The sequence below is a fragment of the Mycetocola spongiae genome (genome assembly GCF_020424085.1).
Lineage (GTDB): Bacteria > Actinomycetota > Actinomycetes > Actinomycetales > Microbacteriaceae > Mycetocola > Mycetocola spongiae.
Genome location: NZ_CP080203.1, coordinates 2,087,909 through 2,100,928, shown reverse-complemented (window position 1 = coordinate 2,100,928; position 13,020 = coordinate 2,087,909). Strand labels below are relative to the sequence as shown.

Annotated in this window: 12 protein-coding genes and 1 rRNA gene; 2 read left to right on the top strand and 11 right to left on the bottom strand. The window is 67.9% G+C overall.

Annotation, left to right across the window (positions count from 1 at the left end):
• Positions 1-56 precede the first annotated feature (56 nt).
• Positions 57-173: ribosomal RNA gene (gene rrf, locus KXZ72_RS09535) — 5S ribosomal RNA — on the top strand.
• Positions 174-772: 599 nt separating this feature from the next.
• Here the strand turns inward: rrf and KXZ72_RS09530 are convergent.
• From KXZ72_RS09530 to KXZ72_RS09480, 11 genes are all read right to left on the bottom strand, one after another.
• The gene (locus tag KXZ72_RS09530; protein ID WP_226080571.1) at positions 773-3,058 is read right to left on the bottom strand and encodes a transglutaminase family protein; all 2,286 of its coding nucleotides are present in this window, start codon (positions 3,056-3,058) and stop codon (positions 773-775) included.
• Entirely contained in the window at positions 3,055-4,257 is a 1,203-nt protein-coding gene (locus tag KXZ72_RS09525) for a DUF58 domain-containing protein (RefSeq protein WP_226080569.1), read from the bottom strand. The genes KXZ72_RS09530 and KXZ72_RS09525 overlap by 4 nt, the downstream gene beginning before the upstream one ends.
• Positions 4,254-5,234 carry an AAA family ATPase gene (locus tag KXZ72_RS09520; protein ID WP_226080566.1) on the bottom strand — a complete coding sequence of 327 codons (981 nt, stop codon included), beginning with the start codon at positions 5,232-5,234 and terminating at the stop codon, positions 4,254-4,256. Before KXZ72_RS09520 ends, KXZ72_RS09525 begins: the two co-directional genes overlap by 4 nt.
• A complete protein-coding gene (locus tag KXZ72_RS09515; protein WP_226080564.1) occupies positions 5,231-5,677 on the bottom strand; it encodes a hypothetical protein in 447 nt (148 codons plus the stop codon). Before KXZ72_RS09515 ends, KXZ72_RS09520 begins: the two co-directional genes overlap by 4 nt.
• A gap of 172 nt (positions 5,678-5,849) precedes the next feature.
• Complete coding sequence (locus tag KXZ72_RS09510) at positions 5,850-6,335, bottom strand: glutathione peroxidase (protein ID WP_226080562.1); 486 nt, start codon at positions 6,333-6,335, stop codon at positions 5,850-5,852.
• A gap of 69 nt (positions 6,336-6,404) precedes the next feature.
• Positions 6,405-6,932 (bottom strand): DUF3817 domain-containing protein, encoded by a 528-nt coding sequence (locus KXZ72_RS09505; protein ID WP_226080558.1) that lies wholly within the window; start codon positions 6,930-6,932, stop codon positions 6,405-6,407.
• A gap of 64 nt (positions 6,933-6,996) precedes the next feature.
• Positions 6,997-7,887 (bottom strand): DsbA family protein, encoded by an 891-nt coding sequence (locus KXZ72_RS09500; protein WP_226080556.1) that lies wholly within the window; start codon positions 7,885-7,887, stop codon positions 6,997-6,999.
• Positions 7,888-8,008: 121 nt separating this feature from the next.
• Entirely contained in the window at positions 8,009-8,713 is a 705-nt protein-coding gene (locus tag KXZ72_RS09495; protein ID WP_226080555.1) for an HAD hydrolase-like protein, read from the bottom strand.
• Between the two features lie 54 nt (positions 8,714-8,767).
• A complete protein-coding gene (nucS, locus tag KXZ72_RS09490; protein WP_226080552.1) occupies positions 8,768-9,463 on the bottom strand; it encodes an endonuclease NucS in 696 nt (231 codons plus the stop codon).
• A gap of 70 nt (positions 9,464-9,533) precedes the next feature.
• Entirely contained in the window at positions 9,534-10,505 is a 972-nt protein-coding gene (locus KXZ72_RS09485) for a DUF2804 domain-containing protein (protein WP_226080549.1), read from the bottom strand.
• A 63-nt stretch (positions 10,506-10,568) separates the two neighbouring features.
• The gene (locus tag KXZ72_RS09480; RefSeq protein ID WP_226080544.1) at positions 10,569-11,804 is read right to left on the bottom strand and encodes an MFS transporter; all 1,236 of its coding nucleotides are present in this window, start codon (positions 11,802-11,804) and stop codon (positions 10,569-10,571) included.
• Between the two features lie 112 nt (positions 11,805-11,916).
• Between KXZ72_RS09480 and KXZ72_RS09475 the strand changes: the two genes are divergently transcribed.
• Positions 11,917-12,996 (top strand): LacI family DNA-binding transcriptional regulator, encoded by a 1,080-nt coding sequence (locus tag KXZ72_RS09475; RefSeq protein WP_226080543.1) that lies wholly within the window; start codon positions 11,917-11,919, stop codon positions 12,994-12,996.
• Positions 12,997-13,020: the final 24 nt, after the last annotated feature.

Sequence of the window (13,020 nt, the reverse complement as noted above, 5' to 3'; positions counted from 1 at the left end):
CAAGCCACTTTTGTGTGGTGTGTTGTTTGATTCGTGATTGATATGTCTATGTTTGTTTCGGCGGCCATAGCGAGAGGGAAACGCCCGGTTACATTCCGAACCCGGAAGCTAAGACTCTTTGCGCCGATGGTACTGCAGGGGGGACCCTGTGGGAGAGTAGGACACCGCCGGACTTATTTTCGTGAAGAGGCCACCCGTGAGGGTGGCCTTTTCCATTTAACACACACACACCACAAGGGGGTGTGTGGTGGCCTCCCGCGGGAGGCCTTTCGTGTTTAACACGCACACCCAGGATGGGTGTGTGTTGGCCTCTTCCGGGAGGTCTTTTGTGTTTAACAGACGCACTGGTTGTGTGTAGGTGGCTTGCTGCGGGAGGTCTTTCGTGTTTAACAGACGCACTGGTTGGGCCCGTGATGGTCTCCCGGGAGAGGCCTTCCGTGTTTACCGGGCACACTGGTTGTGTGTAGGTGGCCTCCTGGGGGAGGCCTTTCCTGTTTCACGGGCACACCGGTTGGGGGTGTGGTGGCCTCCTGCGGGAGGCCTTTCCTGTTTACCGGAAGCACTGGTTGGGCGCGTGGGGGTCTCCTGGGGGAGGCCTTTCCTGTTTACCGGGCGCACTGGTTGGGTGTGTGGGGCTTCCATGGGGAGGCCTTTCTGTTTAGCCAACACCAGCCCACAGGCACCAGGATGTTAGACCAGCGTCGGCGAGTGGCAGGCATGCGCGGTCGTCACGGGGTACAGAGGCCTTCGATCTTGCCGTTTGGTGCCGTGGTTATCCCGAGGGTTTATGGCGGGTGCCGAGTACCGAGCGCGGAAGCAGGAAGGCATAAATGCGGGTGCGGCGGGGAGAGGCCCGGTGCAGATAGCGCGTGACCTCGCGCAGCAGCAATATGGGCGGCCGCGTTGGCTCCGCGGGGTCGGGGTGAGGGGCATAGGACTCCCGCTCCACGGCCTCAAGCAGCGACCAGAGCGCGGCGGGGGCGGGCGGCAGCGTGGCCGCCAGGTCTCGCGCGAAGGCGCGCGGGGTCCGGGTAGCGTCCGGCGCCAGTCCCAGATCCGTGGCCCGGTCCAGCAGCTCCTCCCAGGCGCCCGCGGCGGGCGTGCCCGAGGCGAGGGAGTGGCGGCCACGCCGCACCGTGCGTCGAAGCCTCAGTAGCCGCGGGGCAAGCAGGATCAGGGCGGCCACCAGCGCGATCAGACCACCGCCGATAATCCGGGTGAGGTCTAAGCCGGCGCCGGCCGCAGCCTGACCGGTGGGCGCGGTACCGGCGTCGGTTCCGGGCGTGGGAACCTGCGTGCCGGGCGTCGGCACGGGAGCGGGCACCGTCGGGGGTGCCGGGAGCGCGGTGGAGGCCGAGGCAAAATTGGTGGGGGTACCGCGCGAGGCCGTGGGCTCAAACGGGACCCACCCCACGGATTCAAAATAGAGCTCGGGCCACGCATGCAGTTGCGAACTGGAGACCGCATAGCGTCGCTGCCCCGTATCGGGATCGGACTCGGCAATACCCGGCAGATAGCCCAGCGCGAGGCGGGCCGGGATCCCCAGCTGCCGCGCCATGATGGTCATGGCGGAGGCAAAATGCACACAATAGCCGCGGCGAAGCTCCAGGAAACCCTCGAGGGCGGAGGCGGCGCCGCCGTTTGGGCCGTCCCCCACCGGGGCCTCTTCGGAATAACTAAACTCCGAGCGGAAGAAGCGTTGCAGCGCGAGGGCGCGATCATAATTCCCCGCCTCCCCGGCCGCGACGCGGTGTGCCGTCTCGAGGACTATCGGGGGCAGGGCCTCCGGGACGGCGAGATAGGGTGCGGCCCACTCGGCATCAACCGGTGTTGTGGCCTCGCGCAGCTGCTCGGCCGTGGGCGAGAGACTAAGCGCCTCCACATGATAGGACTGCCCCAGGGTGGTGGTGGCGGAGGCATAGGCGGTGAGGCCGGCGGCCTCCCAGCGCCAATCTCCGGGAAGCCCGCTCACCGCGCGGGCGGGATAGGGCAGGGGAAGCCGATCGGCGGAGAGCGAGACAATCGTGATATCCATCGCAAATGGCGCAGCGGGAGTATCCGCGGCAAGACCGGGGACGGGACCAAAACCGTCCAGGAGATTCAGGGGTTCCCCGCTAAACGGGGTGGGGCCCCAGATATCGCCGCCCAGATCCTCGATATTAAGTAGCTTCAGATACGGGGCCCGCGCCGCGTCCGTGCGATAGGTGAGGGCCACCGTGGGGGTGGGCCGGGTGAGTTCGCGCCCGAGCTCCACGAGCGGATCTACCCCGCCCGCCCACTGCCCGCGAATGCCGGAACCCGAGGAACCGGGGGGAGCGGTGGGGACCGGGAGAGCGGGTGTGATTACGAGGGTTGTGATCAGGGCAACGGCTCCGAGGCCCAGGGCAACCGGGCGGTTCCCGCGCGCGCGGAGGATCACCCGATCGCGGCGCTCGGCCCTTCGGGCCGTGGACTCCGCGAGGAGCCACAGCGTGGCCACGGCGCATAGCACGCACGTGGGCATATCAAACCCGGGCGCAATGGCTACCAGCGGCACCAGCACCAGTGCGCCCGCGAGCAGCGCCGCGGGCAGCGCGGCATCGGCGAGCAGGGTGAGGGCGGACAGGATAAGAATCAGGACCGCGGCGATGAGCGCGGTGAGGAGGGTCACGTTCCAGGACACCTGCATCGGCGCGCGGCCCGCGGCCAGTTCCGCGAGGCCCGCGCCGATCACCTCGGAGATTCCGGCGCGGGTGGACGGGGTGGGAATAACGCCCCACAGGGCCGTGCGGGGTGCCCAGAGCGCCGTGAGCAGCAGCACTCCCGTGAGCGCCCCGGCACCCCATGCGAGCAGCTCCCGCGGGAGGGCCCGCCGCATTCTTGGCGATAAACCCTGCCGCATCAGCCCGATAATAAGCAGAATTACGGCGGCCACCGCCACGGATACCCACCACCAGCCCCTCCCGGCAAATACCGGGCCAAACCCCCAGAGGCCCGCGGCCAGTACCGCGAGCGTGGCCGCCGCGATCCGCCACTCCCGGGTGGCGCACGGACGCACCGGGAGAACCGGCCGGCTCACGGGTGCACCTCCCGGCGGGCGGCCCCGGCCTCGGCATCCGCCAACAGATCCACGACCCGCCAGCCCGCCGCGAGGAGCGCGTCCCGCGGTCCCGCGCCGAGCCCGGCCGGGGCCAGCACGATGGCGCGGCGGGCCCCGCGGGCCAGGCCCAGCAGCTCCCGCGTGGAGGCCATATCCAGCGCGCCCACCACCGCGATCACCGTGGAGGCAGGTTCGCCCCCCGGTGAGCGCGGGAACGCCGGGCCGGGCAACCGGGTGGAGACCGTGGCCAGCGCGCGCCGGGCACGCTGCGGACCCGCGGATACACCCGCGCCGCCAAACACGCAGTCGAGGCCGCCCGCACCCAGGAGCCGCGCGCGCCCGCCGGACTCGGCCACCTGCTCCACGGCACCGGCCGCGACCGAAACCGCCCGCTCAAAGAGCGGCAGGGCCCCGGGCCGCGGGCCGGGCGTGAGCGCCCAGTGGGCGTGCGCGGTATCCAGCACCAGCCAGATCAGCGGGGCCACCGGCGGCTCCTCCTGCCGCACCATCAGTTGATTGCGGTGTGCCGTGGCCCTCCAGTGCACGCGACGCGGGGAATCCCCGGGAACATAGGGTCGTGCCGAAAGATCGCTGTGCCCGGCCGCGGTACCGCCGCCGGTCAGCCCCTCGGCGATGCCCGCCGCGGACACCCCGGGGAGCGGGACGGACAGCACCCGGGGCAGGACGGTGAGTATCGCCGTATCGCCCAGGAGCACGGAGCGCTCGGCAAACCCGAAGGGATCGGCGCGGATCATGCGCAGCGGCCCCAGCCGGTGCTCGCCGCGGTGCTGCGGCATAAATTCATAGCTACACGCGAGGCTGCGGGAGCGCCCGCGCCCGGTCTGTTCGAGGCGGGCCACGCCCGCTGGATGCGCGGTACCGTCCTCCCAGCGCGCCGCGCGCGCAAAAAACGCGGCGCGACCGCTCAGGCGCACCCCGACCCGGACGCGCTCGCCCACCCGCGGCGAGGATGTCCCGAGAGACCGGGTCACCACCGCGCCACCGAGGGGAATCAGCAGCATCAGCAGCGAACCCAGCACCGCCGTGAGCAGGAAAACCCCCGCGGCACCCAGCTGCGGGCTGGGCAGCATCAGCCCCGCGCCGAGGGCGGCCGCGCCGGAACCGAGGGCCCCGATACCGCGCGCACGCAGCACCGGGCCCCGGGCCGCCGCGCTCATGGGCGCACGGAGCCCGCGCGCGGCACGGCAACCGTGGCCAGGATCGAGCGCAGGATCTCGGTGATCGCACGCGCACCCGAGGGATCCTGTTCGGTCAAAACGCGCGGCAACGGAACCAGCCGATGGGCCAGCACCGGCACCAGGAGCGCCACAATATCATCGGGCAAAATAAACTCGCGCCCGTCGAGTCCCGCGTGCACCTTGGCTGCGCGCACGAGCTGAAGCGTGGCCCGCGGGCTCGCCCCGAGCCGCAGATCGGGATGGGTGCGGGTGGCACGCACGAGCGCAACCGCATAGCGCTCCACGAGGGGGGAGACATAGATATTCCGGCCCCGGGTGATCAGCTCGCTCAGCTCCGCACGGGAGATCACCGGGCGCAGCGTATCCAGCGGGTTATGCGACTCGCGCCGCGCGAGCATCTCTCGCTCGGCCTCGGCATCGGGATAGCCCATTGCGATACGCATCATGAAGCGATCGCGCTGGGCCTCGGGCAGCGCATGGGTGCCCTCCATATCCAGCGGGTTCTGCGTGGCCACCACCGTAAACGGGCGCGGCAGGGGATGCGTCTGGCCGTCGATCGTGACCTGGCGTTCCTCCATGGCCTCCAGCAGGGCCGACTGGGTCTTGGGGGAGGAGCGGTTGATCTCATCGGCGATCACCAGGTGGGCAAAAATCGCGCCCGGCTGAAACTCAAATGAGCCCTCCGCCCGGTTAAATACCGAGACACCCGTGATATCCGAGGGCAGCAGATCCGGGGTGAACTGGATCCGGCGCACCGAGCACTCCACCGAGGCCGCCAACGCCCGGGCCAGAACGGTCTTACCCACCCCCGGGACATCCTCGATCAGCAGGTGGCCCTCCGCGAGCAGGGCGATCAGCGCCATCCGGGCCGCCTCGGGCTTGCCATCCAGCACGGCGCCAATATTATCGAGGATGCGCCCGCCGAGGGTAGAGAATTCGGCGGCGGGGGAGCTCATGCGCGCGCCCCCGTGCGATCGCGGCGCAGGGCCAGCCGGAATATGAGCCCGGCGAGGATCAGGACGCCCACGGGAAGCAGCCGGGGGGCAAATGCCCCGATCAGCGCCTGGGTGGTGTAATCGGTGGTGGGCGCGGAATCCAGGGAATAGCCGTCGAAGCCGCCGAGGCTAAATACGCCGTCGTTGGCGCCATTAATGCCCCATAACAGCAGGAAGCTGCCCAGGATCAGGGTGGTCGAAAGCACCCAGAGCAGGATAATCCACGGATTGCCGCGCGGGAGTTCCGCGGGAAAGGACTCCGCCTCGGGCGGGAGCGGGGCGAGCGGCTCCGGGACGGGTGCCGGGGCGGGCGGGGCCGGGCTGGGCGCGGACCCGAGCGTGCGGGCACCGCTCTCAAATGCGGCCAGGAGCGCGGAATCCTCGGGTTGATCTTGGTTATTCACGTGCGGTTACCCCTCGCTCGGCCGCATCGGCGCGGCTTCGGTCCGATGCCACGATCCTAACCAATGCCCCGGCAAACGCGGTGGGTTCGCCGGGATTTGACGCCTCCGGGAGGTACCGGAGTCCAAAAAGCCCGCCCCCGGCGGGCGGGGGCGGGCGTGGAAGGGGGCCGGGCTAGGCGGTGGGCAGTGCGCCCTCGATGAGCGCGATGATCGCCGGATCATCGGGGAGGGTGGTGCTGCGGAAGCGGTGCATTTCGCCCGAGGGGAGCACGAGGAACTTCTCGAAGTTCCACAGCACGGGGCCGCGCAGGCCCGCGGAATCCGGGGCGGTCACGAGCTCCTTATAAAGCGGGTGCCGATTGCGGCCGTTGACCTTGGTTTTGGAGAACACGGGGAACGTGACGTTCCAGGTGACCGAGCAGTACTCGGCGATCTGCTCATCCGAGCCGCCCTCCTGCAGGAACTGATTGGAGGGGAAACCCAGCACGGTGAACCCGCGGTCGGCGTATTTTTCCTGGAGGGCCTCAAGCTGCTCATACTGCGGGGTGAAGCCGCATTTGGACGCAAGATTGACCACCAGCAGCACCTTCCCCGCATAATCGCCGAGGGGCTGGGTGGTGCCGTCGATGCGGGTGAGTTCAATTGCCGGGTTAACCATGAGCCCAGACTACGCCCCCGCGGGTGGCCACACCAGAAAAAATACGACCGCCATACGGGTAATGCTCAGCTAGTGGCTTCCGCCGGGCGGGCCGATCAGCAGCAGTGTGGTGGTGATGATCACCACGGCCGCGATAAAAAGCGTAACCAGGGTCTTGGGGTGGGTCAGCATCCAGCGCAGGAGGCGCGCGATCCAGCCCGCATCGCGCGGGTCCGCGGAGGGCTCGGTGCGCCAGGGGCCGTCCAGGCGGCCGCGGCGATCGGCCCAGATATCAAAGGGGATCGTGGCATAGGGCACCACGGCGGTGGCCACGGCGAAGGCGATCAGACCCAGCGACCAGCGCTGGTTCACACCCACCAGGACCGAGGTCAGTGCATAGGTGATAAAGACCACGCCGTGCAGGCCGCCGGCGATCGTGGTGACAAGGGGATTCGCATGGAATCCGTATTTGAGGATCAGGGAGGTGATCAGGAGGGTCCAGGTGACGGCCTCGGCGATGGCGATGACGCGGAAGAAGCCGCGGGGTGTGATCTTAACGGGGTGCTCCAGAGGTTGGGGGTGGATGCCCCTCCAGCGTATCCGACAATATGTCGGCATATAGGGCAAGAAAAAAGCCGGTGCGGATCAGGGACTGATCCACACCGGCTATTTTGGCGGAAAACTACTGAGCGGCGACCTTGGCCACAAAGGCGAAGAAGTCGTTCGAGTCGCCCCAGCCGGTGCCCTTGGTGGGGCCGTACTGCTCGCCGTTCACGAGGATCGTGGGCGTGCCGGTGACCTTCTCGACATCGGTATTGGGCAGCGGGCCGTCCAGGACGCGCTTGGTGGAGGCATCCACCCAGTTGCGGAACTCACCATCGGTCACACACGTGGCCACCTGGGCATCGTTGATGCCGGCGTCCTTAAACGTCTGGGCGATCACGCTGTCATTGGGTCCGGCGGTATTCTCCTGCGGCGCAGCGGCAAAGAGCGCGGCGCTGGCATCGAGGAAGCTATCGGGGGCGTAGTTCGCCACGCAGGCCATTGCGGCGGCCGAGCGGGTGGAGTACTTGGTACCCGCGGCGAAGCGGTCCAGCAGCGAGATCGGGTGGATTTCGAGGGTGGCATCCCCGGCCCCCACCATATCCTTCAGGCCCGCGATATTGGCCTCCTCAAACTGCTTACAGAGGGGGCACAGGTAGTCCAGATAGATCACGATATTGGTCTTATCGGCATCGGGCTTCGTGGGGGTGGGCTTCTCGCCGGCCGCGGTGGCGGGCGTGCTCACGGGAACAACCTGGGCGTCGGCGGAATTGGTGAAGAGGATGCCATCGCTCGCCATGTTCTGCGGGCCGGGGCGGTTGGCCTCGACATTGGCGTTCACAATCATCGTGACCACGAGGGCCACGACGGCCAGGGCACCCACAACCACACCGATCTGGGTGAGGATGCGATTGCGCTTCTTGCGCTTCAACTCCTCGGCGCGACGAATGCGGGCCACCTCGCGAAGGTGCTCGCGGCGGTCCTTCTTGCTCATCTTGCTGGGGTCGTTCTCGAAGTCATTCGAAGCCATGGCTGATCCAATCGGGTCTCGCTCGGTGCCCGCCCGTGACGAACACACTCAAAGCAAATCGTAACCGAACGGGGCCCAGGAAACCTGTTATCTTGCCGAACGGTATGTTTTCGGTGCCCGGTTAGCCCAGGAGGCGCTCGCCGAGGACCTCGGCGGTGGCGATTACCTCGAGGGCACCCGCCTCCTCGCCCGGCTTGGCATAGCCCCAGGACACCAGCAGGGTGGGGATATTATGCGCCGCGGCACCGTCGATATCGTGGTGGCGATCGCCCACCATGATCGGGTTGCTCAGGTCAACATCAAGCTCGCCGAGCCGGCGCAGGGCCTCGGCGATCACATCGGCCTTGGCACTGCGGGTCTCGTCATCGCTCGCGCCACAGATCACCGTGAAATCGGCGGTCATGCCAAAGTGCTCCAGGATATCCAGGGCCTGCGACTCGGGCTTGGAGGTGGCCAGCGAGAGCGGGATACCCGCCGCGCGAATAGCGCCCAGCAGCTCGGGCACCCCGGGATAGGTCTCGGAATTATCGGAGGCACCCACGGAGGCCACGAGGCGGCGATAGGCGTGCACACCCTCCCAGGACCCTGCCTCATCCAGGCCCGCATAATCGCGGAAGGAATCCAGCAGCGGCGGACCCACCCAGCGCATGAGCTCGGAGGGGGACTGGGCGGGCAGGCCCAGCTCCTCGAGGGTCAGCGCGAGTCGGGCGATGATCCCGGGGGCAGAATCGACGATTGTGCCATCCAGGTCAAAGAGGATGCAGCTCCAGGCTGTGCTCTCGGCGCTCGTGGCATCGGCCTGCGCGGAGGAAAGTTGAGTGGACATATGGACCCCATCTTACGGAACTCCCCGGGAAAAGGGCAGACGGGTATGACGGGGCTAGAACAGGCGGGAGCCGCCATCGTCGAGCCCACGCATCTCGTCATAGTCGAGGATGACGCAGCGAATGCCACGATCCTCGGCGAGGGTGCGCGCCTGCGGCTTGATCTCCTGGGCCGCAAAAACACCCTGCACGGGGCGCAGGCCCGGATCGCGATTCATCAGTTCCAGATAGCGGGTGAGCTGCTCCACGCCGTCGATCTCGCCGCGACGCTTAATCTCCACGGCCACGGCACCACCATCGGCATCGCGGGCGAGGATATCCACCGGCCCAATCGCGGTCATATATTCGCGCCGCACGAGGGTATGTCCGGCGCCCAGCATCTCGATCTGCTCGGCCATGAGCTCCTGGAGATGAGATTCGGCGCCCATCTTCTGCAAGCCCGGATCCACGCCGAGATTATGGGAGCTATCGTGCTCGATGTGATAGATCGACACCACCAGCTGATCGCCGGTTTTGCTGTGGGCCACGCGCCACAGCTCCTGCACGCCGGCCTCGGTCTCCTCCGCGGAGGGCTCCTCGGTGCGGATCGTGCACGGGGGGCTCATCCAGTTCAGCGGCTTATAGCTCCCGCCGTCACTGTGAATCAGGAGGCTGCCATCGGACTTCAGCATCAAGAGCCGGGTCGCCAGGGGCAGATGGGCAGACAGCCGCCCGGTATAGTCCACGGAACACTTCGCAATAACCAAACGCACCCAGTGAGTGTATCGCTCCCCGGGCCCGGCCACGTAGCCCTGGCGGTGGATATGGTGTGAATTCGGGAGGCTAGTGGCCGGGGAGTTCGGCCCAGCCGAGCAGATCGGTAACCCCCAGGCGGCCGCCGTCCTCCCCGCTCACCCAGCCCGTATAGTGCCCAAAATGCTGGCGCGTGAGGCTGCCCACGGTGCCGGGATTGCCGCGCGAGCGGCGGCTGGCAAACGGGGTGAAGGAAAGATCCAGGGCCTCACCCGAGACGCGCCACGGGGCGCGATCCGAGGCGCTCCAGGCCGCGCCGCCGGCCAGGCGATGCAGGCCACCATCAAGAAAATACGCGCTGTGTTCCCCGAGGCTCAGCCCCACCCGGCGGCCGGCCTCGACGCCCGCCGCCGCGCCACAGCCCCCGGGGTGGGAGCCGCTGCGGCCGCGGCCGTGATCCAGCATGGCCCAGGACTCCGTGGCGGGCAGCACATGGGAGACCCCGTCGATGCTCAGCCGACCCGAGACCGGGCGCGCCAGATCGGAGACTATATAGTCGAAGCCGTCGTTGCCGCGCGGGCAGACGCTCCCGAGACTCTCCTGGCCCGAGGGGCGGGAAATAAAGGCGTCCAGCTGCACGCGCGCGGTCTGGGCGCGCACGCGGGTGCCGCCGGGAACCTCGTCGATGCTGATATCGATATCGCGGCTCCAGGCCCGGACCGGACCATCGCCGAGGCTACCCGGGAGGATCACGTGGCCGCCGAGCGGGGAGAAGACCGTGCGGTCGAGCTGGGTTCCGCTCGCGCGGTCCAGGGTCCAGAGCTGATGGCGGGAGCCGCGATCCAGGCTCGCGGCGGTGAGCGCCACGATATGCGTGGGTGTGATCAGCGCCCAATACTCCCAGCGCCTCCCGCGCGAACGCGGAAAGCGGGAGCGGCCGACAGCCGAGCTATCGTGCACGGGCGTGCGGGAAAACCCCACGGCCTCCGGGTTCAGGCCGCCCGAGGCCAGGCACAGTGCGATGGGCTCCGTGATTTCACGCTCAAGATAACCGTGGGACATAGCGGCAGAGTATCGAGGGCGGGCGAGGGGCAACAGAACCATGGGAGATTATTCAGCTAACTCTCAGTGAACGCGGGAAGCGGCGGCGCGCTCATGCTCGGGGGTGCGGGTGGCGGGGGCCGCGGCGAAGGCCACCACCATCAGGATCAGCACCGGGATCAGTGCATAGAGCAGCCCAAAATGCTCACCGAGGAGGCCAATCAGGGGAGGCCCGGCGAGGAACGCCAGATAGCCCATCATGGCCACCGCGCTCACGCGCGCCGCGGATTCGGTGGGGTGCTCGGCCGCCGCGGACATTCCCACGGGGAAGCCCAGGGCGCAGCCGATGCCCCAGAGCCCGGCGCCGATCACCGCGAGCCAGAACTGGCCGCCGAAGATGAAAAAGAGCAGGCCCAGCACGCCGATGCCCGCGCTCACCCGCAGGGAGGCCACGCGGCCGAAGCGGTCGATCAGCGGGCCGCCCAGGAACCGGGCCGCGGTCACGGCCAGGACAAATACCGCATACACGGCGGCGCCCACGGCGGGCAGGCGGTCATATCCGTCCACGACCGCCTGGGCGATCCAGTCATTGGCGCTGCCCTCGGCGAAGGACATCCCCAGCATGACCAGCCCAATCAGCAGCATCCGCGGATTCTTCCACACCGACAGGTTACGGCGAATGCGCTCGCCGCGGGGCGGCAGATCGGCGGCCTGCGCGCGGGTGACGGGCGGGCGATGCGGGATAAACCGCACCACCACGGCGGCCGAGACGACCATGAATCCGGCGATCACGGAGGCATGGATCAGCAGCGGGATATGCAGGGACGCGGCGAGGGCGCCGAGGCCCGCGCCGGCCACCGTGCCCACGCTGAAAAAGGCGTGCATCGCGGGCATCACCGTTTTATTAATCTCGATCTCGGCGGCGGCGCCGTCCAGATTCATCATGACGTCCACCGAGCCATTGCCAAAGCCAAAGATAAACAGGCCCGTGAGGACAAGGCTAAACGAGGAGTCCGCGCCGATTCCGATCAGCGCCAGGCCGAGGGCCGAGACGGTAAAGGATGCAAAGATGCCGGCGCGCGGGCCGAGGAGGGATAAAAACGCCGTGGAACCGGCGAGGCCGATGATCGCGCCCGCGGACATGCCAAAGATCAACAGGCCCAGGGTGCCGGTATCAATATCGAGGCCATTACGAATCGCGGGGACGCGGGAGGCCCAACTGGCCACGCTCAGGCCGCTCAGCGCAAAAATAAAAAACACGGCATTGCGCCAGGCCAAAAGCTCGGCGTGGGGGCGGCGCGTGGCGGCGTCGGTGGTCATGGAATTCCCTGTCATTTTGTGGTGTCGAATCGTTTCGATCGGGCGCTTCGCCTAAGCTATCCGAGACGACAGACTTCGGTCAAGCACGCCGAGGGTGGAGGGGGATATCAGCATGGATTCTCGGGATGATCCCGCGCAGTCTCGGATAACGCTGGCCGCGGTGGCCGCTCGGGCGGGGGTCTCACCCTCCACCGCCTCGCTGGCGTTCAGCGGACGCGGCCCGGTATCGGATGCTACGCGGGAAAAGGTACTGGCAACTGCACGGGAGATGAATTATGCGGGTCCGGATCCGCGCGCACAATCGCTGCGCCGCGGATCCAGCGGCATCGTGGGGGCGCTGATCTCGGACCGAATCGGGGTATCCTTCCGCGATCCCGTGCTGATTCAGACCCTCGACGGGCTCGCGGAGGAGCTCACCAAGATCGGCGCCTCGCTACTGCTGATCCCGGAATCGGAATCGGGTTCGGTGACCGTGGCCACCGCCCCAATCGACGCGCTCGTGATGATGTGTGCCAGCGCCGATGCACAGGAGAGCGCGCGCACGCTCGCCTGCCGGGGGATCCCGGTGATTCAGGTGGAGGGCCCGGATATCGAGGACGCCGTGAATATTCGGGTGGATAACCGGGGTGGCTCGCGCCAGCTCGCGCAACACCTGCGCGACCTCGGCCATACCCGCGTGGCCGTGGTGACGCTCGGCGTGGACCGGCATCGCCGCCTCGCGCCGCTCACGCCGGAGGCGGAGGCCACGGCCACCGTGGAGACCACGATGCAGCGCCTGCACGGCGTGCGCGAGGTATTCCCCGAGGTAGGGGGAATGATCGCGGGCAGCAGCCGGGTGGACGCCGGGAGGGCAGCGGCGCTTGCCCTTCTCTCGGTGGAGAGGGAGCTGCGGCCCACCGCGATCATCGCGCAGAGCGATCTGCTGGCCAGCGGCGTGCTGGCCGCCGCCGAGGAGCTAGGGCTGCGGGTGCCCGAGGATCTGAGCGTGGTGGGCTTCGACGGGATCCGCGTGGACGGGCTCGAGCGAAGACTAACCACCGTCTGGCAGCCCGCGCAGGGCAAGGGACTCGCGGCGGGCCGGACCGTGCTCGCGATGCTCGCGGGCGAGGCCGTGGCCGATACGGATTTTGAGGTCTCGCTGATCCTCGGCGATACCTCGGGCCCGGTGCCCGCGGCGGCCCCGGCGGCATAGCGACCCGGCGCGAAGTGATGCCAG